Genomic DNA, 23643 nt, shown 5'->3' with positions numbered 1-23643 from the left:
GGCACAAAAAGGGTAAATCATGAAAACCGTCATTTTCGTGTTCGTTGTATTCACAAGCCTATTAAATGCCCAAGTGCTTAGGGCTACGTATGAAGTCTCGTATGGGATATTTCAAACGATGGGGATCGCAGATGCGAGATTTGAGACGCATGAGGACGACACCTACGCGATTCGTATCGAAGCCCGCACTACGGGAGTCGCAAAGTTCCTCTCCAATAACCGTACTGAGATGTACGAAAGTCGCGGCAAGATTATAAACGGGAAGCTCGTCCCCGATACCTATACAAAAATACGCAAAACAAATTCGGACAAGATTACTAAAATTTACACCTTCGACCATCTCAAAAAAACGGTGTTCAAAGAGATACAGGACCAGGGAAAAACTCATAAAGAGATCAACGATTTTTACGCCGGCGAGGATATTTTAACGCTTTTCTTTAATGTTAAACATTATATGAAATTTCGCCAAAATCAATTGCTGTATGCGATCGGCGCCAACAAAGAAAATGGTCGTATCGATGTCATTTTCCCCAAAGGTGACGTTGTCTCCAAGATGAAAAAAGAGTTGGGAACCGAAGAGGGGAATTTCGTTAAAGTAATCCTGAATGACCGCATTTTCAGCAGTGCCAATGGCGAATTGCTTATCAATCTGAATGAAGAGGGATTGTGCGAAAAAGCGATTTTGGAAGATGTCTTACTTTTTGGGGATATTATCGGAAAAAGGGTCAAATAAGAACCTATACTGTGATAGCGAAGAGTCATCATAGCTGCCACTCCTTTAACGGTTGATATTCGGCTCCATAGGGATGGAGGATGCTGCGGTAGAGGATTACTTTTGGTTTCAGATATCCCAGCGCATCGAGAGAAGGCTCGTTCATGCGGCGGAAAAATTCTTCGGCATTGTTGAATCTTTTAACCCGCATCAAGGTTACATGGGGATTAAGGAGGGCATTCTCCAGTTCCAGCAAAGGTGAAAGTCGCTCATACAGAGTTTGGAGAGAGGGGTTGTGGGTTGTCGCAACGAAGACGCGGCTCTGGGTGAAATAATCCCATCGCCCCAAGAGTGAAGGGTCGAATGACCATGGGAACGCGTCAACTGTTTCGATCACCTTGCCGGCATCGAACCGTTTTCCCAAAAAAGCGATTGTGACATGCAGGGTCTCTTCCTCCCGCCATCGTCCTTCCAAAAACGGATCAAAGTCATCTCGGATTTTGGGATAGTCATAGAGATGAACAGGGATGGCGAGGAAAAGGCGGTGCATCAACGATTCATCCCTTCATGGAATGGATTTGGTATAAGTATACCACGGCTTGAGTGATAGTGATAAATGAATCCTTAAGCGAACGGGCGCTATAATTTCATCGTGATGCGGGAATAGCTCAGTTGGCTAGAGCGTCAGCCTTCCAAGCTGAATGTCGCGAGTTCGAGTCTCGTTTCCCGCTCCACTCTTTTCGCTTCTTTTAAATCAATCTCTTCTCTTATTTATCAAATTATCGTTTTTCGTAACACATCGATCGGCATGACAAACAGCGCTTTAAACAGCGGTGATATCCGTGTCGTTTTCTCATCAATCACTTCCAACGCATTGAAACTAAATCCTTCTCCATCCGCAGTATTGGACGGAGTGATGGTAAAGCTCAGCGGTTTGAGGGTGCGGATCATGTTGAGGATGTTTTTATACCGTTTGTCTTCGGGCGAGAGGAGAATATTGCCATCCTTGGTACGCACTTTTGCACAATCGATGAGAAGTCTCCAATTGTCGGCATGCAGTGTTTTATTCCATGTCATCACTCCGCTCGAATAGTTGATCTGTTTTTTTTCAGCGAGAATTATCCCCTCTCGGGTCGTACGGATTGTTTCGGCGAGGGTGAGAAAAAAGTTTTTTCCCCCTACCGCATCGGCACATTCGCGCAAGAGTTCACCCAATGGTTGTTCAGTAGTCATTAAATATCCTTTTTGTTATCCTCATCATATCCAAATAACACTAAGACCAAATTCAATGAACTCAATAGCCTTAGTCATTCCCGTGAAGACGGGAATCTAGCTGGATAACCGTCTACTCGGGTATGACGTTAATTTTTTGCAAATGGTCACTTTTAACCGTACTTATGCTATTTTTTCATTATGCAAAATAATGAAACAGCCCCTTTTTGGGAAACGAAAACGCTCGAAGAATTGACTCCCCAAGAGTGGGAAGCACTGTGTGACGGATGCGGTCTGTGCTGTCTGAATCGTCTTCAGGATGAAGATGACGATACGGCTCCCATCTATCTAACCCGTGTCGCATGCCACTGTTACGATATCAATGCGGGACAATGCAGTGATTATGCCAACCGCTTTAAGAGAGTGGAAGGGTGTATGGGGCTCACGTTAGAGCGGGTAGCCGAGTACGATTGGCTTCCTGAAACATGCGCCTACCGTCTGCGTCATCAGGGCAAGCCGCTCCCCTCATGGCATCCGCTGATCACCAAAAATCGTAATACGGTGCGTCCTCATGGAATGCATGCACTCAATCCCGTCTTAGAAAGTGACGATCTCGAGTTGGAAGATTATATTGTCGATACGTTTAGTGACGATTTGTAATTTTGTAGATAAAACTAAACACTTCTGCAACGGCGACATAGAGTTTTTCGGGAACTTCCCGATCGAGTTCCACTTTACTCAAAAGCTCCACCAAATCTTCATCTTTTCGGATAGGGAGGTTGTGGAGTTCGGCGATTTTTATGATGTTTTCCGCATTCTCTCCTTTCCCTTTCGCGACAACGCGCGGTGCGTTCTCTTTTAGGTGATCATAGCGCAGGGCAACCGCTTTTTTCATACTTTCACCTCAAATCCCATATCCGATCCGTCAGAATTTGTATACGTTTCATTGAGCGTTGTTTGGGTTTCGCTTTTGTCAAAAACACGAATTGAACGGGGCGTTAATCCCGCTTTGATCAGGAGTGAACGAAGTTCTGCGATATTGTCATGGATAAGGGTTTTAAGGGTACTCTTGTCGGTGTGAGCTTGGATTTCGAGCTGATTCTCATCGTAAAGTGCCATCATCAGATTAAGCTCACCGTACTCTTTGAGTTTCAGATTGATTTCGCAGTAGAATTTTTGTTGATTTGTTTTTTTAAACGTCAATGACCCCTCTTGGAGCTGATCCCAGACAAAGGGGAAATAGATCGAGTTGGACGAGCTCAGGTGCGAGAGCATCTGATGGTAGTCGATTTGGGTGAGGAGTTTATCGGTTTGTTCTAACAGTTTGGGAACACCGGGGTCATTGGATTGGGTTAGTTCTTCGTGCAAGGCGAGGAGATTGGATTTCAGATCATCGGACATTGATTCTTTGAGAAAGATTTCGGTGACGAGCTCTTTGGGGTTGGTAAATTCACTCAGTTTGGATTTGATCGTCGTGAGCTCTTTGGTGGTATCCCCTTCATTGATCGCATTTTCGAGTTGGCGGGTAAAGGTTTTAACCTCTTCGTCGGATGAACTGTTTAGGTTTTTAAGCAGTTTTTCGATGGAGTCGAGGAGGGGATTGGTATCGGGTGCGCTGCTGGAGAGAAGGGCTCCGTAGAGTTGAGAAAGGGTGGTTTTGATCTCCGATGCGATGGAGTGTTGATCGAGTTTGAGGGCGAGGGCGGCAACCTCTTTGGAGTAGAGGGGATCGGTTTTGGTGATGAGTGATTGGAGTGTTTCGGCTATTTTTTTTAACCCTTCGGTGAGTTGGAGTGCACTTTGGAGATTGTGGCTTGCTGAGGGGAGTTTAGGACTTGCCAAGAGAGTAGAAACGGTGTTTTGAAGTGCTTTGGCATCGTTGGTCGGTATTTTGGAGAGGAGCGATTTAAGTGCTTCGAGATTTTGGGTTAGATCGGGAATCTTGTTCAGGGCTGCGGCAAATTTGGACTCCATAAACACGCCGCTCGAAGAAATTTGGCTTTTGAGGTTTTGGGGATCGAGGGTGGTGATATTTTTGAGAAAGTTTTCTAATATCGCCGTTTTCGGAGCCATATCGGGTGAAGATTTCAGCTCTTTGAGGAGCGATTGCAGCGAGTCGCTGAAACTCCCCATATTTTTAAATGCCGAAGAGTTTTTGAGAAGATCAAGTAGGGTTTGATCCGATTTGGAAGCGGTGGTTTTATCGTGAAAGACCGAGGTGAGGAGGGATTTGATATCTTTTCCCTCTTTCAGGGTTTCGAGCTGTTCCGGGGTGGCATTTTTGATCGCCGCGGAGAGGGCTTTGTTGGTGTTGGGGAGGATAATGCTGAACCGCGTATCGGATGGGATGTTTATCATGGGATAAATGATAACACAAAATTATTTTTTAGTTGCCGTAATAAAAATCAGATTGTCAATGATGTTGATGGTCTCTTCCGGGTAAATTTGCTCGATTTCTACTATTCCCGCTTCGATCTCTTCGTCGCTAAAGAGACTTAAATCCGACATGAAACGGTGCCTGAGCATCTCATACCAGCTTTTTTTCGGGAGGGCAAACGTGTGATTTCGATGGGCCGTTTCAACATGGAATCCGCACTCTTTGAGCTGAGATTCAAAGAGTTCATAGGAAGGCTGATTATGGAAAAAGGCCTCTTTGGCTTTTTGGAATAATGGGAATTCGACGGTTTGCGGACGGGTGATGATGAGGAGCTTCCCCCCATGCGGAAGGTTCTCGAATATCGCATTCCAAAACGGTTCGCGTTCCTCTATATGGTGGATTACCTCTTTGAGGAGCAGTTTTGTGAATGGGGTTCGGGTGGATAAAAACGCATGGGCATCAGTGTGAAAAGCGGTAATGTTCTCCAGCTTTGCCGCTTCTTCGCACATCGCACCGGAGGGTTCGATGCAGTAAGCTTTTTGTAATTTTGCTTCCTCCATTAACCGGCTGGTAAAGGTACCCGTCCCCCCTCCGATATCGGCAAGAATATCGTTTCGTGAAAGGGAAAGATCACCGATAATGTGGCCGATCACAAAATCTTTGTACGCGTCGGAGAAATACCAAATACGGTTGAAAACCTCTGCGATGGAGTCAAAATGATTCGGAGGATTCACTGTGTTTTCTCGATATCCGAAACGATTGCTTCGGGTTTGCCGGTGTAATACCCCTGAGATGCTCCAACTCCCAGTTTTTTGACGGTTTCATAGACGTCTGCATCGGTCACGAATTCCGCGATCGTGCTCGCACCGATTTTTTGGGCGAAGGTCACGATAGTTTCGACGATGATCTGGTGACGCGGATTATCGGCAATACCTCGGATAAGGGAGCCGTCGATTTTGATGCAGTTAATATCAAGTTTGAGAATATGCTCAAAATTGGAGTATCCGCTTCCGAAGTCGTCAATGGCGATTTTTGCCCCCAGCGATTTTGCCTGAGTGATAAACTGTGCCACTTCATCGTAGTTTTCGATCCCTTCTGATTCTAAGATTTCAAATACAATACGCGATGCCGTAGAGGTTTTGATAATGGTTTTAAAAATTTCTTGAACCGTATGGGGGTCTTTAATATCGGCGAGTGAAATATTGACGGAGAACTCTTCGCTGCGGTCGGCAAATGTGGAACAGGCATGATGAATCACTGCGCGGGTAATTTGGGAATAGAGTTTTGTTTTTTTAGCCATGGGCAAAAATTCGAGAGGACAAATGAGGCGGCCTTCGTCATCGATCATCCGTACCAATGCCTCATATTTGGTAATCGTCTCGGTGTTTAAATCAAAAATAGGTTGATAATGACAGATGATACGCCCATTTAAGAGGGCTTTTCGAACGGTATTTGCCATCGCGATGTTGGCGTAATATTTTTGTTCAATATTATCCTCTTCATCGTAAATCGCGATGGGGATTTTTTGCTCTTTTGCGGAATGCAAAGCAATGTCGGCGCGTGTCAGAAGCTTTTCATTTCCGACAGCCAATCCGACGCTGAGACGAAGATTCAGAGGTTCGTTGCCGATAAAAAAAGTTTTTTCTTCAAACAAGGAAAGGATATCGGAAAGCCGAGAATAACAGCTACTGGAGGTGAGCGTATCATAGAAAGCGACGGCGAACTCGTCTCCTGCTATCCGGTAGGCTAAGAGGTTTATTTCTCCGAACCACTGGGCTACCTGTTTTAAAATAACATCTCCCGCCTCAATTCCAAAAAAGTCGTTGATCTCTTTGAAATTATCGATATTGAAAATAGCGCAGGCGTGGATGGCATTGGTCTCGGTATCGATTTGAAATTTCTGTCGATTGGGGAGGTCGGTGAGGGTATCGAAATAGATCATCCTTTCGACTTTTTCTTCCGCTTCTTTGGTTTTGGAAATATCGAAAAGATAGCCGTTGATCGATAGGGCCATTCCTTCATCATTGTAGTCAACAGCCGTGAAATCTCCCACCCAAAGGGGCGGGTTGTTTTGGTAGCAAAGTCGATATTCTTGATAAAAGATGTTTGTTTTTGCAGAAATAAAGGTTGATACTTCAGTGCTTATACGATCGATATCCTCAGGATGGATAAAATCGGAATATTTGACCGATTTTTGGAACAGTGCATCGGAGGGGATCCCCAAAACATTTTCGATATTTCCGGAAACGTATTTAATCGGCCACCCCTCATCGGTACTCCATGAGAGGACAACAATAGGGCCCATTTCGATAAGATGGAGAAAGTTGCTATTTGATAATAATGGGTCCACTACACGATGCCCTTTGGGGGAATTAATGGGGTACTTTATCACAATTTTCGGGTAAAGAGAAGTTTTCGATCGATAAACCGGCAAAAAAAGGATACGGATATTACCGTTTTAGGCTTATAATCTATCATCTAAAGAGTGGAGAAGAACCATGTTGAAAGAATTACTCTATACAGGAATGGGCGGAGCCTTACTGCTCAAAGAGAAGGTGGAAGAGGAGCTCAAAAAGCTCGAAGAGAAAGGGAAGCTCAACGCTACCGATTCCAAGAGCTTTTTGGAAGGTTTAAAGACCCGTGGCGAAGATGAAGAGAAACGTCTCAAAGAGGAACTTAAAACGGCGATCAAAGAGGTGATCGAAGAGCTGGGAATTGCAACGAAAAAGGATATTGAAGCGTTACGGCCGTGAATTCACTCTATTCACCGTATCGGCTTTGGAGCGTTTTTCGGCTTCTGTTGTCGTTTTACCTGCTGATCAAAAAAAAGGATCGTTTTTTAGGGTTTTCCCCTCTGCCACCGGCAAAGCTTGCATTGGTCATTACAAAATTGGGGGCGAGTTTTATCAAACTCGCGCAGGTTTTAGCAACCCGTAACGATTTTTTCGATGAGCCGTATCTTTATGCTTTGAAAACCCTCCATGATGATTTGCCTCCGATGAGCCTTTCTTCATATGAGCGGGTCATGGAAAAAGCCTTTCCTACGAGTCCGTTTATCCGTTTTGATCCTCAGCCGATGGCTTCGGCATCGATCGGTCAGGTGCATGAAGCGTTTATTGATGAAACGACCAAAGTAGCGGTAAAACTGCGACGAGAGGGGATTGAGAAACGTGTTCGTGCCGATATACGGATTTTAGCCGTATTTAACCGTATCTTCCGTCCTCTCTTTTCTCATACAACCCGCCATTCGATCGAGTCGGTGATTGCCGAATTTTCGGTGATGATCGTCCAAGAGTGCAGTCTCAACCAGGAACGCTCCAATTTGGAAAAATTCTCTGCCATGTACGCTGATGCGGGGATTGTCTTTCCGAAATGTTATCCGACTCTCAGTTGTGATGATGCTCTGGTGATGAGTTTTGAAGAGGGGTGGAGGTTTGATGATCGTGAGGCCATTCTCTCACACGGTCTGGATATTGAATCACTGATCGATCAGCTGGTACGGTTTTATACGGATCAAATGTTGGTAAAAGGTTTTTTCCATGCCGACCCCCATCCGGGCAATCTCCTGATAAATCCTGACGGGAAATTGGTTCTTCTTGATTTTGGAATGGTAAAACGGGTTCCCAACGATACCCGTATCGCCATTATCGAATTGATCCGTTCGGCCAATGAGCGTGATTTTGAGGCGTATGTGAGTGCGGCCAAACGGTTGGGAACGGTTGCTTACGATGCACCCGCGGCCGAACTGGCCGAATTTACCGAGCGGATGTTTGATATCTTCGGCAACGATGCACTGGACAGTGGAAGTATGCAAAAGCTGGCGTTCGAGGTATTGGAACAAACGCGAAATCTCCCTTTTAAGCTCCCTCAAGAGGCAATCTATATTCTGCGGGTCAGTGCGATTATCGAAGGACTGGGGACGACCTACATCGAAAATTTTAACGGGATTAAGGATATTCTCCCGATCTTGCAGCGTAATATCCCCAGAGCATTGGGGATGAAAGAATCGATTTTTGAGACGTTGATGGATGAGGTCAAACATATCCCGGATGATTGGATCGCTTTGCGTCATGTTATCCAGCGTGCGAGTAAAGGGGAACTCAAAGTAGAACTCTCGGATTTGCAGTATGGGATTATCAAAAAAGAGCTGCGCGAAGCAACGGCTCCACTCTATACGGCATTGATGTTGGCTTTGGGCGCTTTGGGGGGATGGATCGCGGGAAGTGAAGAGATTACATATGCACTGCTGGGTGCGGCGATCATGCGATTATGGTTTCGCTAGAAGCGTATAGGCCGAAAAAATCGATATGATTGAGCGGGGATGTTGATGAATCGAAGCCGGAAGGGTACTTGAAAAAGGATCGATAAAGTGATAATTTGCTATTATAACAAATAATAATATTGTTTTAAAAGATGGGGATAAATGCAAAAACTAATTTCTTTTTTTCTATTGTTATCCTTAATTGTTTCCGCTTATGCCAAAGATCAAATACATTTCGGCGTATTTGCTTACACCGGATCTGAAAAGACGCGTGAAAAATATCAGCCTCTGATCGATTATCTGAATGAACGGTTGGATAATCGGGTGGTTTTGGACGTTTTGACGCAAGAGGAGATGAACGACAAAATTGCCAAAGGGCAGCTCGACATCGTCACTACCAATCCGACTCATTTTCTTGTTGTCCGGCAACAATATGCCCTCAGCGGTGCCATCGCCACCCTGATCAGTGTGAGTGAAGAGGGAACTCCTGCCTGTAAACTGGGGGGAGTGATTATCGTTCGCCGTGACAGCCCTATTCGCACTCTGTACGATATCCAGGGGAAAACGATCGCCACGCCAAGTACCAAACATATGGGGGGATTTAGGGCACAAGCCTATGAGATGCATGATGCCGGCATCGATTTGTCGGATAAAAAGAGCAAAATCATTGAAACCCTTGGATCACATCAAGAGGTCGTGCATGATATCTTAACCCAAAAAGCGGATGTCGGATTTATCCGCGACGGGATTTTGGAAGAGATGCTTCGAAAAGGGGAGATCACAGCCGGCGATATTCGGATCATTCATGAGCAACACCCTGCTGCTCACCCTTACAAAGTCTCCACAAGACTCTATCCCGAATGGCCTGTTTTTGCCCTTCCTCATGCTGACCATAACGATGTGAAGGAATTTTTGGCCGCGCTTCTCTCGCTTAAGCCAACCAACGAAGAAATCAAAAAACAGGGAATCTACGGCTACACGCTCCCTGCCGATTATCTCGAGGTGGAAGAGCTTTCGCGTCATTTGCGCCTCCCCCCTTTTGAAACCGTACCCGAAGTGACGTATGCGGATATTTGGGAACACTATAAAGCAGCCTTTCTGGTGATTCTTTTCTTTATTGCGGCGGGGATGCTGTTTTACAATCAACAGCGAAAAAAGAAAAATCTTTTTGAGTCGTTGCTTTCAAATATCGGGGATGGGGTTTTCGGGGTCGATGAAAACCGTCACTGTACCTGGATCAATCAAAGGGCACTGGAACTGATTGGATTTACTGAAAAAGAGGTGTTGTATAAAGACCAACATGCACTGTTCCATCATCACAGACCTTCGAATGAAATCTATCCTCATGAGGAGTGCCCCGTTCATTTAACTCTAAAAGACGGGAAAACGCGGCACGAAGATGATTATTTTATCCGACGTGACGGTACCTTTTTCCCGGTCAGTCTGACCGTTTCGAGTATTGACGGAGAAGGGGTTATTGTCGTTTTTCGCGACATCACCGAGCGCAAATTAGCCGAAGAAGCGCTCCAAAAAAGCGAAATGAGTCTCATTAAAGCGCAGAATATGGCGCACATTGGAAATTGGGAACTCGATTTACGTACCAATAATCTGGAGTGGTCGGATGAGATATTCCATATTTTTGAGATTGACCGGTGCCGATTTGATGCCTCGTACGAAGCTTTTTTAGAAGCGATTCACCCTGATGATCGAGAAAGTGTTAACCAAGCCTATTTTGATTCTCTCCAAACGAAACAGCCTTATACGATCGATCACCGGTTAGTGATGAAAGACGGAAGAATCAAATGGGTTCGAGAGGTGGGGGATAGTGAATACGACGTGGAGGGAAATCCGCTCATTTCACGAGGCACCGTACAGGATATTACCGAAGAAGTTCGAATCCTTCAAGAACTTAAAGAGGCAAAAAGTAAACTCGAAGAGGTTAACACCGCCCTCCAACAAAAAAGCGCTATCCTCGAAGAACTCGCGATGTTTGATGGATTGACCCATATTCCGAACCGCCGTTTTTTCGATGAAATGTATGAAAGAAAATACAAAGAGACCTCTCGAGATAAAAAAACGTTGGCAGTCATCATGATCGATGTCGATTATTTCAAGCCTTATAACGATCATTATGGTCATGTGCAGGGGGATGCATGTCTCATTACTATCGCTGAGGCATTGAAAAAGAGCCTCAAACGGCCAACCGATATGGTAGCACGCTATGGCGGGGAAGAGTTTGTCGTCATTCTCAAAGATATTGATCGAGAAGGAGTGAATAACGTCGCGCAGCGTTTGATCGAGACGGTTAGAGCGCTGCAAATTCCTCACGCCTACTCGGATGTGACGCAATATGTCACGATCAGTGCCGGCATGGCGTTCAAAGAAGCCGACAGTGCCGCTTCTAAAGAAGAACTTTTAAAACGCGCTGATGAAGCCCTTTACCTTGCTAAATCGAGCGGAAGAGATAAAGTTGCATATGTGATTGTTTGAGATAAAATTGTGATTATCAAACGAAGTTAGAAAGAAGAAGGATTTGGTTGCAAAAAGTTGTTCGAAGAGTTATTAATCACAAATATACTACTCTCAAATCGGATATGCTGATCGAAGGGGCAGTGGTTAATTTCGATTGTTACATCAAACGATTTAATAATTACGTCATTATCATAGAAGCGGGTACCCTCATTACTGCGGAACTGGCCGTTAAACTCAAACGGATTGAGAAAATTTACATTGCGGTTCAGGATACCGATAAAATAAGAGGGTATATCGAACGCTACGGCTTGAAGGAGAAAAATGCCGTACCGAATCCTATTCGGAGCGTTCAGGAGATGATCCCGAGTGTGATGCGATTGAATGAAATATTGCAGCAGTGTGAAACTTTTGAAAATCAACTGCAAAGTGTGTATCAAACGACGTCGGAATTGATGGAGGCTATTTTTTATGAAAGCTCTGAAACATTGCCGTTGAGCGCTTTGGACGCATGTGTAGATGCCTTGGTTCATTGCCTGAATCGCGATGAGAGTGATGCCATATCTATCATTTTACGAATCATACCCGAAGCGTACACTACCCATCATCACAGTACGAATGTAGCTATTTTTTCAATCATTTTAGGAAGATCAACCGGCTTGACGAAAGAGAGTTTACGTGAGGTTGCTTATGCTGGATTGTTACACGATATCGGGAAAATGCGGATAGATCAATCACTTCTTTTAAAGCCGACCTATTTAGAAACAAAAGAGGTTGAACGGATGCAGCAGCATTCGAATTTTGGTTTGGAAATTCTTCAAAACAACGGGATCGCAGACCCAAAAATCCTTGACGCCGTTCATTATCACCATGAAAAATTAGATGGAAATGGATACCCCTCAAGGTTGCGAGGAAAAATGATTCCTAAGTTTGCCCGTATTATTGGTATGTGTGATGTTTTTGATGCCTTGACGACACAGCGTACCTTTCGATCCAACTATACCAGCTATGAAGCGCTTATAATGATAAAACAGCAGATGGCAGACCAATTTGACGAATATTATACGGATACCTTTATCCGACTTTTGGGCTCCCCGAGAAAAGGAAAATAACTCTCTAATTTTTAAACCAATGGCGAAAGTACTTCGCTCCTCTTTTTGGAGAGTTTTAATCTAATGCGGTTAATCACCATAGGAGTTTTAGTGGCAGAATATGCTAGAATACTTTTATTAACAGCACCTACGGTTGGTGCTGCTTACGAACTTGCGTTGAACTGCACTTTCCACCCTAATTTTTACCCCTTGCCTAAAACCGTCCTGAGTTGCGACTTTGGTTGGGCCTAACCACCAAAGGAATACCTTTATGACATTTACCGATCTAAACCTCGTTGCCCCGCTGCTAAAAGCGATACAAGACCAAGGCTATAATACGCCGACACCTGTTCAGGCACAAGCGATCCCCTTTATTTTAGAAGGGCGCGATATGCTCGCAGGAGCCCAGACCGGTACGGGTAAAACGGCCGGCTTTACTTTGCCGTTGCTCCAAATTTTGAGTGAAAAGAAAACACCCAAACCGCACCGTAAAATCCGTGCGCTTATCCTCACGCCGACCCGTGAACTCGCAGCACAAGTGGGGGAAAGTGTTAAACTTTACGGCAAATATCTCCCTTTCAAAAGTGCCGTTATTTTTGGCGGTGTGGGGATCAATCCTCAAATCACGATGCTCCGTAATGGAATCGATATTCTCATTGCTACTCCGGGACGTCTGTTAGACCACGTAGGGCAGGGGACGGTCGATCTGAGCGCTGTCGATGTTTTCGTTCTAGACGAAGCGGACCGTATGCTTGATATGGGCTTTATCCGTGATATCCGCCGTGTCATTAGTATTCTCCCGAAACATCGACAAAATCTCATGTTTTCCGCAACCTATTCGGATGAGATTAAAACATTGGCAAATACGTTGCTCCGTAATCCGGCCGAGGTTGAAGTGGCACGCCGCAACACGTCGAGTGAACTCGTTAAGCAAAGTGTCATCCTTGTAGACTGCAAACGTAAAAGTGCACTTCTCGGAGAGATGATCGGCAAAAACCAATGGGAACAGGTTCTCGTCTTTACACGCACGAAACACGGAGCCAATAAACTCACCGAATATCTCCAAAAGATCGGTATTACCGCTGCGGCGATCCACGGTAACAAAAGCCAAGCCGCACGTACCAAAGCACTTGATGATTTCAAGCGCGGAGCGGTTAGGATCCTGGTTGCGACCGATATTGCAGCCCGTGGTATCGACATCGATGCATTGCCGCATGTGGTTAACTTCGAACTCCCTAACATCGCGGAGGACTATGTTCACCGTATCGGTAGAACAGGGCGTGCAGGATGTGAAGGAGAAGCGATATCCCTGGTTTGTGTAGACGAAGCGGATTACTTGAGAGGGATCGAAAAACTGATTAATAAAAAGCTTGACCGTCAAATTATTGAAGGGTATGAGCCTGATCCCTCCATTAAAGCAGAACCGATTCAACGAGGCCGCGGGGGCGGAGGTGGCGGTAACCGCAACGGCGGAGATCGTGGCGGGAAACCGGCTCAAAAACGTGACAGCGGACGGCATGAGCCAAAACGACGCGATAATGATCGACGCCATTAACAATAGGGATAACTTTTATCTTTAGCGTTGTACAATAAAATTAAGGCTCTTTATAGAAAGTTGGTTTTTGGGAATGGTATTACGGGTTTTACTCATTATTGTCAGTGCAGTTGTCATTCTGAGTGGCGGTAATCTTGAAAAAGTATCGATACAGCTCGATTGGAAATATCAGTTTGAGTATGCCGGGTATATTGCTGCAAAAGAAAAAGGGTATTACCGTGATGCGGGGCTCGATGTCGAACTCCGTGAGTACCGGGAAGGCTCTGACGTCGTTTCGGATGTTTTGAACCGAAAGAGCAACTACGGCATCTACAACAGTAATATCGTGGTGGAAAACGGTCATATTAAGCCGATCGTTTTAATGGCAACCTATTTACAGCATTCACCTCTCGTATTTATTACCCACCAAGGGATTGAAAGCCCTGCTGATTTAATCGGTAAAACACTTATGGGGACAAAAAACGAGTTCAAACACAGCTCATTATCGCTTCTATTATCTCATTTCGGCATCACTCATTCTAATAGCCATTTAGTCGATCATACGTTTAGCATCGATCCTTTTACCCGTCATGAAGTTGATGCTATGAGTGCGTATCGCTCCAATCAACTTTATGAACTCGATCGATTGAAGATTCCTTATAAAATTATCGATCCTATGGAATATGGGTTTGTGATGAATGCGGGAAATCTCTTCACCTCCCAACAAGAGGCAATGGAACATTCACAGCGGGGACAAAAGTTTATTGACGCAACCAATCGAGGTTGGAAATACGCCTTGGATCATCCCGAAGAAATTATTGATATCCTAAAGAAAAAATACAAAGTACATAAATCTTCTGAAGCGCTTGCCTATGAAGCCAAAGTGATTAAAAAATTGATGATGACGGATTTGTATCGAATCGGTGAAACGAACGGCGAACTCACCGTGAGACTGTACAAACAGCTTTTGTATGCCGGAATTATCCGTGAAGACCAAAAATTAGGACAATTTTTATTTCAGGATATCGTTGCCAGCGCTAAAAACAGCTTTCAGCTGACACAGGCAGAAAAAAGCTATCTCCTTCAAAAGAAAAAAATTACGATGTGTGTTGATCCGGAATGGTATCCGCTTGAAGCGATACGAGAGGGGAAACACATCGGTATCGCTTCGGATGTTATGAAAAACTTCGAATCCAAACTCGGCATTCCTGTCGAACTGATTCAAACAACTACCTGGAATGAATCACTGCTCAATGTACAACATCACCGGTGTGATATTTTGTCATTGGCGGCAAAAACGCCGGAGCGTGAACCCTATTTGGATTTTACCTCGACTTATTTGGCACTTCCGTATGTTATGGTTACGACGATGGAGAAACCTTTTATTGAAAGTATTGAACTTCTTAAAGGGGAAAAAATCGGAGTCGTAAAAGGGTATGAGATTGTAAATCGATTAAAAAAACTTTATCCTGCCCTCACGATTGTTGAAGTTGAATCGATCAATGACGGATTAAAAAAAGTTGAAAACGGCCAGCTTTATGGCTATATCGATAATCTTGTAGTGACCACTTCCTATATCCAAAGAGAATATACCGGAAGTTTAAAAGTTTCCTTGCGTCTGGAAGAAAAAGATGAACTGCATGTAGCGACACGTAGTGATGAACCGATTCTCCATGATATTTTCGAAAAACTGGTACAAGATATGGATGAGAAAACGATGCAGGTGATTTATAACCGCTGGGCATCAACCATTGAGCAGGTAGCGTGGGTAGATCAGAAAATGGTTTGGAAAATTATCGGATTCATCGTATTGGGAGTATTGGCATTCACGTGGCGCTATTTTGTTCTTCGGCGCTATAACGCAAAGCTCCTTGAACTTTCTGTCACGGACAAGCTCACCGGATTATACAACCGCCAAAAAACCGATGAAAAGCTTCAAGAAGAACAGCGAAAAGTAGACCGTTACAAAACCTATCGCTGTGCAATTGTAATGATGGATGTCGATTATTTTAAAATGATTAATGATACGTACGGACATCAGAGCGGAGACCGTATATTACAGCTGTTGGCAGAAATTTTCAAAAATTCCCTCCGTCAAACCGATGTAATCGGACGATGGGGCGGCGAGGAGTTTATCGTGATTCTCCCCCATACAACGGCTGAACAAGCCTCTATTGCAGCGGAAAATCTTCGTAGTGCGGTGGAAAATTACGCATTTGGATTGGACCATTCGATTACCATCAGTATCGGTGTCGGCAAATTACTCCGTAACCAAAGCGTACATGAAAATATCGGTCGGGTTGATAAAGCATTGTATGAGGCCAAAAAGAGAGGACGAAATCGAGTGGAGAGTGCACTTGATGCTTAATATCTGACGTTAAGCAGAAAAATATTTTTCTCGTCATCCTCGGGCTTGACCCGGGGATCCATCCCCAAAAATAAAAGCTGGATTCCCGCCTTCGCGGGAATGACGAAAGTAAAATACGACTTTTAAGAGTTAAAATTAATAAAGTGCATAGCATCAGTTAATCGGTTAAAGTTCTCGAAAAATATAGGATGTGATCTACCTTGAGTCAGTGATGATAGCCATTCGAATGTAAGTAGTCTGTCGTAGTTTTTACATCAAGCGGTTTGGCAAAGAGGTATCCTTGCCCCAGTAGACACCCGTTTTCGAGTAAAAAACTTTTTTGTTCATGTGTTTCTACCCCTTCGGCAATTACATTGAGTTTTAAATTATTGGCCAGTCCGATGATCGTTTTGGTAATGGCCATATCGTCTTCATCATGAGGAATATCGCGTATGAAACTTTGATCAATTTTCAGTTTGTCGATAGGGAGCCGTTTGAGATAGGAGAGGGAAGAATACCCCGTTCCAAAGTCATCGATCGATATTTCGAGTCCTAATGTTTTAAATTCCCCTAAAATTTCAATTGCCTCCTTCGGATCATGCATGACATGCGACTCGGTTACTTCAATGGCAATGCATTCGGAGTTACAACCGTGAAAATGTAAAATTGCGGCTACCTCTTTGGCGATATGACGGTTGGAAAGTGTTTTCGCGGAGAAGTTGACTGCGGTTTTCGGTCCGCTTAACCCCTCTTCTTTCCACTCTACATGTTGTTTGATAACACTTTCCAAAACGAAAAAATCTATTTCTTGAATGAGTCCCGTCTCTTCGCACAAGGGGATAAAGGTTGCCGGGGAGACAATTCCGAGTGTGGGATGTTCCCATCGTACCAGTGCTTCCATCCCCACCCATTTATGATTATTCAAATCAATCTGAGGTTGATAATAGACGGCAAATTGATTCTCTTTGAGCGCAACGTGCAAAGCGTTTTCCATGACTACCCGCTCGTAAGCTTTTTCTCCCATTTCATGTGCATAAAATCGGTAGGTATTTCTCCCTTCGTTTTTGGCGCGGTACATAGCGGTATCGGCATTCTTGAGGAGGCTTTCGGTTGTCATACCGTCATCAGGAGACAATGCGATTCCGATGCTCAGGGTGGTATACAATAATTGTCCTTGAATGGAAAAAGGCTCTTGAAAAGCATGGATTAATTTTTCAGCAATATCGATAAGGGGTTGAGTATGACTCAGGCCATCGATCAGAATGTTAAATTCATCTCCCCCTATCCGGGCAATAGTGTCACCTTGACGCAGGAGAGATTGAAGACGCCGAGAGACATGAATGAGGAGTTTATCGCCTATCGGATGTCCCAGTGAATCGTTGATCTGTTTAAAATGATCCAGATCGATCAACAATAATGCGACTTTATCCTTTGTCCGTTCGTTTTTTTTGATTGCCATCTGAAGCCGGTCAAGAAAAAGGACTCTGTTGGGCAGCTCGGTCAGTGCATCATGGGTCGCCAAATGAAGCAGCTGTTCTTGGGTAAAGGTAAGTTCGGTGATATCCGTATCGAAAATAACGACGGCCGCAATACCTTTGTAGGTGAGCTTATGGACACTTGCCTGTACGGGATAACGGGTACCGTTTTTCCGCTTGTGGTGGGAGATATTACTCAGTACAGGGCTGACGGTATCGAAATATTGTCGAAAAATATCGATTTGATCGGCAGTGAGATCGGGGTTAATGTCAAAAACCGACAGCTTTTGGAGCTCTTCAAGAGTATATCCCAATGCTTTGAGGGCTCCATCATTGGCATAGAGGTATTCTAAGGTTGTGGCATCGGCAATATAGACTTCGATCGTAGCGTTTTGGACGATTACCGCGAGCTCTTGGTTATGATTTTCGAGTTCGACTTGCTGTGTGATATCGGTACGAAATCCGGCAACAATCAACGGTTCACCTGTTTCATCGAAGAGAATTTTCGCGCGGTCATAAATCCAGATCCAATGCCCCTGTTTATGGCGGATACGGTAACGGACATGTGCGCTTTCGATTTTGTTGGCGATTGAGCTAAAAAGAACCCCTATAGCATATTCGATATCATCAGGATGCAGTAGCGATTTCCATGCCTCAATCGAACTCTGGTATTCATTCTCATCGTATCCTATGATCTCCAGCCACTGTTTAGAGACATAGGTCGTATTGGTTTGGATATTGTATTCCCAGATTCCGTCTTCTGAAGAACTGATGGCAAATTTGAGGCGTCGAAACTCTTGGAAATGTTCATCACTTAGCAGAGGTGAATGTGGCAATACTGAATTATAGTTATCCATTCGAATCTCCCATAAAAGTGTGAAGAAGAGGATGTTGAAACATGATACCACATTTACTATTTATTTTAAATAGTTTGAAAAATAGGCTAAGGCTTCTTTCGAACTGATTTTATGATTGACGATTGGCAGAGGATAATTGTTTAACGGTAAATGGGCTAAAGCTTCTTCATCACAGAGTGTTTTGGGAGAAACGGAGGCCAAGTGCGGAAGCCATTTATGGATATAAATCCCATCTTGATCATATTTAGAGGCTTGCGTATAAGGGTTGAAAATACGAAAATAGGGCTGAGGATCGATCCCTGTTCCTGCGCTCCATTGCCATGAGAGGATATTATTTGCAGCATCGTAATCATTCAGATGTTCGGCAAAAAACGCTTCCCCCCATTGCCATGGCAAGAGGAGGTTTTTTGTAAAAAACGAAGCGCAAATCATCCGTACACGGTTGTGCATCTCTCCGCTCATCAAGAGTTCTCGTATCCCTGCATCGATGATAGGTACCCCTGTTTGTGCCGTGCAAAACGCTTCGAAATAGGTTTTGTTGGGTATCCCTTTAAAGGGATAGCGAAAATTGCGTTCGCTAAGGTACGGAAAATGATACAGGAGCATTGCGTAAAATTCCCGAAATATCAGCTGGCGAAAAAAGGGCTCGGTCTCTATCCCCTGTTTTTTTTGCGCCGCGATCCATCGCAATACACTGCGAATGGACAAGGTTCCAAATCTCAAATCGGTGCTGATCCCAGAGGTCCCATCTAATGCTATAGCGTCACGATTTTTGGGATAATTCTCGATTTGAGCGGCAAAATGTTCAAGCTTTGTTTCGGGTGAGCGTTGTTGATGCGGGGTAAGCGGTTGGAATTCAAAGCCGATCGATTCGAGGGTGAAAGGCACTTCAGCATGCTCCGTAGATTGTAGGGTATGCAAGTACTCATAATCAAACTCGATAAGCTGTTGATGGACGGGCTCATACTCATACAGGTGCTGTGGCTGAAAGAGGGATTTCGCCCGGTTGTAAAAAGGGGTAAATACCTGATAGGGTGTTCCGTCCTTTTTAAGCACTTCATCGGGGCGGAAGATATAGGTATCGTGCAGATAGGTAAACGGCAGCAGATGCGATACATCACGGTCGCGCCGGATTGCGTAGGGATCATAGTCTCCTGATGCACAGACAGCATCATAGGAGCCTTTAGAGAGGAGCCAGCGAAAAACCTCCGTCGGCTCACCGTAAAAAATGGCTAAGTCAAGCCCCCGATTTCGTAAGGCGTCTTTGAGATGGATGAGGGCATTATAGATGAAACTAACCCGTCGATCATCATGATGAAGGGAGGAGAGAATATTTGGATCAAAGATAAAAATCGGGAGAACTTCTCCCTCCAGGGAGAGAAGGGGGTTGTCGTCACAACGCAGGTCACGGCGAAACCATAAAATACGTCGCACCTTTATTTTCCCGCATTGATATGAGAACGCAGTGCGAGCGTTTTAGGGTAGGGGTTGAGAAACGTTTGTTCGAGCAGGTAACGAAGATCATATTTTTGGGCGTAAAGGGCAATCGTTGAGAGGGGGACGATAAGGGGGATAATTTTATCGGCATAGTCATGGATATGCTCATGCAGAATCTCTTTTTCACTTTTACTCAACTCATTTTTAAAAAATCCTGCCATATGTTCTAAAACGTTGCGCGTCCGTTTGATTGAACTTTTAGCGGAAATCGCTGTTTTAAATCCCAGCTCGTACATCGCCAGCTGTGTTTCAAGGGAGATATCATCACGATTGGCGACAATATTGCCGAGTTCTCGGTAAATTTTTTCATCTTTGGATTGGAGCATAAATTTATGGACAGTATGGAAACGGACCAAATCGCCGATGGCCGGGTTGGAGGCTTTGAATCGCTCGTACGTATCATAGGCGAACACGTGCATAATGAAATTTTCTCTCAACCAGGCATCCTGGAGCCTTCCCTCTTCTTCCATCGGCAAGAGCGGATAACGCTCGCGGCACATCGATGCAAAAATACCGTCCTCTTTCCCTTCGCAAAATCCGTTATCGAGGTATATCTTGGCGCTTTTCATACCGCAACTTGGAGATTTGGATTTAAAAACAATACCGCACAGAGGTTCTTGAGAGATTTTTGAGAGCTCATCACGGCTGCTCTGAATAAGAGGTTCCGTGAGATCGATGCCGTCTTTATTCAATTGAATATGTATTTCATTCTCATAGCGCAGTAAATGTACCGAGGGACGAGGTGTTCCAAAAGCCAAATGCTCAGGGCAAAAAGGGATAAATGTGGCAAATTGACCGAGCTGATCGGTAATGAAGGGTTCATGTTTATGCCCACCATCATATCGAATTTTTTCACCTAACAAACATGCAGATACGGCAATTTTCATCTTTGACTCCTCATTTAGGAAAACACATTATAAGACATGTGCAATTGTTTTCATAGAGAAATTGTGTCGGTTTGAAAGAGTATCGATTACGGTTTCGGAGGAGGAACTAATTTGTTCTCTCTATACTCTTTCGAGAGTTTTTGCAGTTCGCTGTCCATGGTTTTTGCAGGAACCTTAGAGGGATGAAGAGGGAGTATAAAAGCGAGGAGGATAAAAATAAGGCTAAAAATAATACCGCTTAAAATCGCGAGCATAATTTTGAGCTTATCATCATTCATCATAATTCCCCACTGACTAGTTGAAAGTATTATAGCTTAAAAATTAGGACAGCTTACCGGAAGAGACAAGATGGGTGACAATATCCATGTTTTTCATGACACGATTATAATAGGGGCGATTCGTAAATCCGCCGTTGTATCCGCTGATCGCATAAAAATGGTCCAGTCGCTGATTTTGCAGCAAGACAAGATAATATGTGGCAACTTGTGCGGAAAGTTTGATATCTCCCAAAAGTCGCCCTGCCAACTGTACATCACTGAGAGTATTAATCCAACGGAGTTTTTTAACATTTTGAGAGACGTGTCGTGCCGTAGCAACTTGGATTTGCATGGCACCGAGGGAAGCTTTGGTAAACGATTTTTTATGTCGAAAATCGCCGATCACATTTTTCCCCGCACTGCTTTCCGTTAAACAAATCGCACTAACTGTATTCTCATACGTCTTACCGTTTTTGTCGGGGATGGATTTCGCGACATCACGTACGGTTTGTAATACATGGAGTTGTTTAGGGGTCATTGCGTCACCAAAAAGGGACAATGCAAGCAGTAATATCAGGGAAAGAAATCTCAAATTTACACCTCGAATATGGAATGTGAAATTTTAGGGTACTGGGAAGCATATAACAATGGTGTGGCCTTTCTAAATGAATCAGTTAAGAAAAAGTAATAGAAAAGGGGAGTATGCTACCAACCAGCGGGAAAGTAGAGATTAAGTTTGGAAGACTATATTGGTTTAAATTGTGTTAAAATGTTATAAAAGTGGGTGTTAGTTTAAGTTTCAATGTAAAAAGTTTTCTAAAATCATTAAAAAAAAGGGTTAAAAAAGTACTCATGAGTAAAAATGAAACATTTTTTGTCCGATTACTGAGTGCATTGATTTGTATGACTCCTTTGTTTGGAGAGATTACGGTCGGGTTGCTGAGCGAAATTGACAGTAACGGCAAGCAGAAATTGCTTCATCGTAACACCCTTATCCCGTGTGAGCCTTTTGGGGTGGTAACATTGGAAAAGATGATACTTAACGGTGCAAGTCCGCAGGAGTGCCGATCGGCAATTGAACATTTTTATAAGGCCCATCCCCATGATAAACAGTTTGCCCGTGAACATTTATACCTGCAGCACTCTTATCATTATGAGATGATTAAAGAAGGGTGTGTCCTTTATGGGAATGGACCGGAAAGCTACAGCGAGATGTTACTGCGTCAGGGGTTGGCAGTGGTTGATCCGGCATTTAAGAATAACGAGTGGAATGGACGATTTCAACGGGCGCAAAAAGGGGCAGAGTCGCTAAAGAGCGGACTGCATGATACGTTGATACGAAAATTTTGTATTAAAGAAGAGAAATAAACTTAACGTTCATCATGTGATGTAAGATAGATCCAGTACTCTTTGTGGGATTTGCCTTGATCGAGAAAATAAAGTTGCAAGATAGCAACCCGATAGAGAGTAATGGCCATTTTGGCGTAAGGGATAGCGAGAGAGAGGGCGAGCCACCACGGCTGCTCGCGATCTCCTTTGGAGAGCATCATCTCTTCAACTCCGATATTATTGCTGAGATACAATCCAAATGCGATCGAAAAGACAAAATTTAAAATCAGTCCGAAAATCGCATACGCAAAAAAATCCGGTGAGCCGAAATCGATCATATTCGCTTACTCTTTGTAATTTTTGATAGCATCTTCTAGGATTTTAGTTGCGGATGCTTTGTCTTCAAACCCTTTTACTTTTACCCATTTGCCCGGTTCAAGCATTTTATAGGTTTCAAAGAAATTTTTGATTTTTGCCAGGGTGTGTTTCGGGATATCACCGAGGTCTTGGATCTCTTCGAATGTTGGATCAATTTTTGAGGTTGGAACGGCAAGCAATTTTTCATCGATACCGCTTTCGTCTTCCATAATAAGTACACCGACTAAACGGCAGTTGGTGACACAACCTTCAACCATAGGATACTCGGTAAGGATCAAGATATCAGCCGGATCGCCGTCTTGAGAAAGGGTTTTGTTCACAAAACCGTAGTTCGCCGGATAGTACATTGCCGAGTGCATGACACGGTCAAGGACTAAAGCACCGCTCTCTTTTTCAACTTCATATTTGATGTTTGATCCGCAGGCAATCTCAATAATTGCTTTAACTTTATCCGGGTTTTCTCCGTAGCCGATTTTGCTTAGATCCATAAGACACCTCTGTGTATAAAATAATGAGGCGGATTGTAACGAAAGAAACTAAAAGGTTCATTGAAAGAGGGCGCAGTAAATCTATTTTAATGAACTTTATACTAAAATAGGGCATCGTGTAAAGATTACGCGTGCAAATTAAACAGGGGATAGCAAATGGAATTACTGAATAAAGTAATGAAATATTTTACACTATTTCAATCCAAGAATGCCCCGGAATCTCAAAACTTTGCAGGTGAGGTTGCCGTCGCATCTTCATGTGATCGTTCACAAGGTGCCAAAGTAGCGGCGATTGCAGCAGCATTACACCACCATGATTTGGAAAACAGCGATGTAAGAGCAAAAGTAGCGGCGATTGCAGCCGCACTCCATCATCATGAAATGGAAAATTCTCAGAATGGCGGTTTATTAGGAATTGCGGCTCTAGCAGCCGTGATTCACCACCATAATAATCTAAAGAAGTAGGGATTAC

Annotated in this window: 23 protein-coding genes and 1 tRNA gene; 11 read left to right on the top strand and 13 right to left on the bottom strand. The window is 44.0% G+C overall.

Annotation, left to right across the window (positions count from 1 at the left end; translation table 11 throughout):
- Window positions 1–19 precede the first annotated feature (19 nt).
- Window positions 20–733, top strand: coding sequence for a DUF3108 domain-containing protein (locus WB308_RS00865; RefSeq protein WP_424188048.1), 714 nt, complete (start codon window positions 20–22; stop codon window positions 731–733).
- A gap of 28 nt (window positions 734–761) precedes the next feature.
- Here the strand turns inward: WB308_RS00865 and WB308_RS00860 are convergent, their stop codons facing one another.
- Entirely contained in the window at window positions 762–1262 is a 501-nt protein-coding gene (locus WB308_RS00860) for a 2'-5' RNA ligase family protein (RefSeq protein WP_424188046.1), read from the bottom strand.
- A gap of 107 nt (window positions 1263–1369) precedes the next feature.
- Here WB308_RS00860 and WB308_RS00855 point away from each other — a divergent pair.
- Window positions 1370–1446 (top strand) — tRNA-Gly (locus WB308_RS00855).
- A gap of 40 nt (window positions 1447–1486) precedes the next feature.
- Here the strand turns inward: WB308_RS00855 and WB308_RS00850 are convergent.
- Window positions 1487–1945: a hypothetical protein gene (locus tag WB308_RS00850; RefSeq protein ID WP_424188044.1), complete on the bottom strand. Its 459-nt coding sequence runs from the start codon at window positions 1943–1945 to the stop codon at window positions 1487–1489.
- A 180-nt stretch (window positions 1946–2125) separates the two neighbouring features.
- Between WB308_RS00850 and WB308_RS00845 the strand changes: the two genes are divergently transcribed.
- Window positions 2126–2584, top strand: a complete 459-nt coding sequence (locus tag WB308_RS00845) for a YcgN family cysteine cluster protein (RefSeq protein WP_424188042.1) — start codon at window positions 2126–2128, stop codon at window positions 2582–2584.
- Here WB308_RS00845 and WB308_RS00840 read toward each other — a convergent pair.
- From WB308_RS00840 to WB308_RS00825, 4 genes are read right to left on the bottom strand one after another with little or no spacing between them, the layout of a single operon-like run.
- On the bottom strand, window positions 2568–2819 hold the full coding sequence (locus WB308_RS00840) for an EscU/YscU/HrcU family type III secretion system export apparatus switch protein (RefSeq protein WP_424188040.1): 252 nt from the start codon (window positions 2817–2819) through the stop codon (window positions 2568–2570). The two genes, WB308_RS00845 and WB308_RS00840, sit on opposite strands and share 17 nt — an antisense overlap.
- Window positions 2816–4282 (bottom strand): flagellar hook-length control protein FliK, encoded by a 1467-nt coding sequence (locus WB308_RS00835; RefSeq protein ID WP_424188038.1) that lies wholly within the window; start codon window positions 4280–4282, stop codon window positions 2816–2818. Before WB308_RS00835 ends, WB308_RS00840 begins: the two co-directional genes overlap by 4 nt.
- Window positions 4283–4303: 21 nt before the next feature.
- Window positions 4304–5035 (bottom strand): class I SAM-dependent methyltransferase, encoded by a 732-nt coding sequence (locus WB308_RS00830; protein WP_424188036.1) that lies wholly within the window; start codon window positions 5033–5035, stop codon window positions 4304–4306.
- Window positions 5032–6651: an EAL domain-containing protein gene (locus WB308_RS00825; protein ID WP_424188034.1), complete on the bottom strand. Its 1620-nt coding sequence runs from the start codon at window positions 6649–6651 to the stop codon at window positions 5032–5034. Before WB308_RS00825 ends, WB308_RS00830 begins: the two co-directional genes overlap by 4 nt.
- 148 nt (window positions 6652–6799) lie before the next feature.
- Between WB308_RS00825 and WB308_RS00820 the strand changes: the two genes are divergently transcribed.
- From WB308_RS00820 to WB308_RS00795, 6 genes are all read left to right on the top strand, one after another.
- Window positions 6800–7054, top strand: a complete 255-nt coding sequence (locus WB308_RS00820; protein ID WP_424188032.1) for a hypothetical protein — start codon at window positions 6800–6802, stop codon at window positions 7052–7054.
- Window positions 7051–8583 carry an ABC1 kinase family protein gene (locus WB308_RS00815; protein WP_424188030.1) on the top strand — a complete coding sequence of 511 codons (1533 nt, stop codon included), beginning with the start codon at window positions 7051–7053 and terminating at the stop codon, window positions 8581–8583. Before WB308_RS00820 ends, WB308_RS00815 begins: the two co-directional genes overlap by 4 nt.
- A gap of 141 nt (window positions 8584–8724) precedes the next feature.
- Window positions 8725–11052, top strand: coding sequence for a diguanylate cyclase domain-containing protein (locus WB308_RS00810; RefSeq protein WP_424188028.1), 2328 nt, complete (start codon window positions 8725–8727; stop codon window positions 11050–11052).
- Window positions 11053–11099: 47 nt separating this feature from the next.
- The gene (locus tag WB308_RS00805; protein ID WP_424188026.1) at window positions 11100–12143 is read left to right on the top strand and encodes an HD-GYP domain-containing protein; all 1044 of its coding nucleotides are present in this window, start codon (window positions 11100–11102) and stop codon (window positions 12141–12143) included.
- 250 nt (window positions 12144–12393) lie between these two features.
- Window positions 12394–13677, top strand: a complete 1284-nt coding sequence (locus tag WB308_RS00800) for a DEAD/DEAH box helicase (protein ID WP_424188024.1) — start codon at window positions 12394–12396, stop codon at window positions 13675–13677.
- Between the two features lie 73 nt (window positions 13678–13750).
- Window positions 13751–16024 (top strand): diguanylate cyclase, encoded by a 2274-nt coding sequence (locus WB308_RS00795; protein WP_424188022.1) that lies wholly within the window; start codon window positions 13751–13753, stop codon window positions 16022–16024.
- A 205-nt stretch (window positions 16025–16229) separates the two neighbouring features.
- Here the strand turns inward: WB308_RS00795 and WB308_RS00790 are convergent, their stop codons facing one another.
- The 5 genes from WB308_RS00790 to WB308_RS00770 all read right to left on the bottom strand — a co-directional run bounded on the left by WB308_RS00790 (window position 16230) and on the right by WB308_RS00770 (window position 21568).
- Complete coding sequence (locus WB308_RS00790) at window positions 16230–18314, bottom strand: sensor domain-containing protein (RefSeq protein ID WP_424188020.1); 2085 nt, start codon at window positions 18312–18314, stop codon at window positions 16230–16232.
- A gap of 81 nt (window positions 18315–18395) precedes the next feature.
- Window positions 18396–19769 (bottom strand): cryptochrome/photolyase family protein, encoded by a 1374-nt coding sequence (locus WB308_RS00785; protein WP_424188018.1) that lies wholly within the window; start codon window positions 19767–19769, stop codon window positions 18396–18398.
- A 2-nt stretch (window positions 19770–19771) separates the two neighbouring features.
- Window positions 19772–20719 carry a YbgA family protein gene (locus tag WB308_RS00780; protein WP_424188016.1) on the bottom strand — a complete coding sequence of 316 codons (948 nt, stop codon included), beginning with the start codon at window positions 20717–20719 and terminating at the stop codon, window positions 19772–19774.
- An 86-nt stretch (window positions 20720–20805) separates the two neighbouring features.
- A complete protein-coding gene (locus WB308_RS00775) occupies window positions 20806–20997 on the bottom strand; it encodes a hypothetical protein (RefSeq protein ID WP_424188014.1) in 192 nt (63 codons plus the stop codon).
- Between the two features lie 43 nt (window positions 20998–21040).
- Window positions 21041–21568 (bottom strand): transglycosylase SLT domain-containing protein, encoded by a 528-nt coding sequence (locus WB308_RS00770; RefSeq protein ID WP_424188012.1) that lies wholly within the window; start codon window positions 21566–21568, stop codon window positions 21041–21043.
- Window positions 21569–21828: 260 nt separating this feature from the next.
- On the opposite strand from WB308_RS00770, the gene WB308_RS00765 reads away from it, so the two are divergent.
- Window positions 21829–22344, top strand: coding sequence for a hypothetical protein (locus tag WB308_RS00765; protein WP_424188010.1), 516 nt, complete (start codon window positions 21829–21831; stop codon window positions 22342–22344).
- 2 nt (window positions 22345–22346) lie between these two features.
- Here WB308_RS00765 and WB308_RS00760 read toward each other — a convergent pair whose 3' ends face one another.
- Both WB308_RS00760 and ppa read right to left on the bottom strand, forming a co-directional pair.
- Window positions 22347–22643: a hypothetical protein gene (locus WB308_RS00760; protein ID WP_424188008.1), complete on the bottom strand. Its 297-nt coding sequence runs from the start codon at window positions 22641–22643 to the stop codon at window positions 22347–22349.
- Between the two features lie 6 nt (window positions 22644–22649).
- Window positions 22650–23171, bottom strand: a complete 522-nt coding sequence (gene ppa, locus WB308_RS00755) for an inorganic diphosphatase (protein ID WP_015653254.1) — start codon at window positions 23169–23171, stop codon at window positions 22650–22652.
- Between the two features lie 156 nt (window positions 23172–23327).
- Here ppa and WB308_RS00750 point away from each other — a divergent pair, with 156 nt between their 5' ends.
- Window positions 23328–23636: a hypothetical protein gene (locus WB308_RS00750; RefSeq protein ID WP_424188005.1), complete on the top strand. Its 309-nt coding sequence runs from the start codon at window positions 23328–23330 to the stop codon at window positions 23634–23636.
- Window positions 23637–23643 lie beyond the last annotated feature (7 nt).

The organism is Sulfuricurvum sp. (assembly GCF_049587615.1).
In the GTDB taxonomy this organism is placed as follows: Bacteria; Campylobacterota; Campylobacteria; order Campylobacterales; family Sulfurimonadaceae; genus Sulfuricurvum.
This window is presented reverse-complemented; position numbering and strand designations above follow the sequence as displayed.

Coding starts and splice junctions, on each gene's coding strand:
- WB308_RS00865 (WP_424188048.1), top strand. CDS start 20: ATGAAAACCGTCATTTTCGTGTTCGTTGTATTCACAAGCCTATTAAAT.
- WB308_RS00860 (WP_424188046.1), bottom strand. CDS start 1,262: ATGCACCGCCTTTTCCTCGCCATCCCTGTTCATCTCTATGACTATCCC.
- WB308_RS00850 (WP_424188044.1), bottom strand. CDS start 1,945: ATGACTACTGAACAACCATTGGGTGAACTCTTGCGCGAATGTGCCGAT.
- WB308_RS00845 (WP_424188042.1), top strand. CDS start 2,126: ATGCAAAATAATGAAACAGCCCCTTTTTGGGAAACGAAAACGCTCGAA.
- WB308_RS00840 (WP_424188040.1), bottom strand. CDS start 2,819: ATGAAAAAAGCGGTTGCCCTGCGCTATGATCACCTAAAAGAGAACGCA.
- WB308_RS00835 (WP_424188038.1), bottom strand. CDS start 4,282: ATGATAAACATCCCATCCGATACGCGGTTCAGCATTATCCTCCCCAAC.
- WB308_RS00820 (WP_424188032.1), top strand. CDS start 6,800: ATGTTGAAAGAATTACTCTATACAGGAATGGGCGGAGCCTTACTGCTC.
- WB308_RS00810 (WP_424188028.1), top strand. CDS start 8,725: ATGCAAAAACTAATTTCTTTTTTTCTATTGTTATCCTTAATTGTTTCC.
- WB308_RS00800 (WP_424188024.1), top strand. CDS start 12,394: ATGACATTTACCGATCTAAACCTCGTTGCCCCGCTGCTAAAAGCGATA.
- WB308_RS00795 (WP_424188022.1), top strand. CDS start 13,751: ATGGTATTACGGGTTTTACTCATTATTGTCAGTGCAGTTGTCATTCTG.
- WB308_RS00780 (WP_424188016.1), bottom strand. CDS start 20,719: ATGAAAATTGCCGTATCTGCATGTTTGTTAGGTGAAAAAATTCGATAT.
- WB308_RS00775 (WP_424188014.1), bottom strand. CDS start 20,997: ATGAATGATGATAAGCTCAAAATTATGCTCGCGATTTTAAGCGGTATT.
- WB308_RS00765 (WP_424188010.1), top strand. CDS start 21,829: ATGAGTAAAAATGAAACATTTTTTGTCCGATTACTGAGTGCATTGATT.
- WB308_RS00760 (WP_424188008.1), bottom strand. CDS start 22,643: ATGATCGATTTCGGCTCACCGGATTTTTTTGCGTATGCGATTTTCGGA.
- ppa (WP_015653254.1), bottom strand. CDS start 23,171: ATGGATCTAAGCAAAATCGGCTACGGAGAAAACCCGGATAAAGTTAAA.
- WB308_RS00750 (WP_424188005.1), top strand. CDS start 23,328: ATGGAATTACTGAATAAAGTAATGAAATATTTTACACTATTTCAATCC.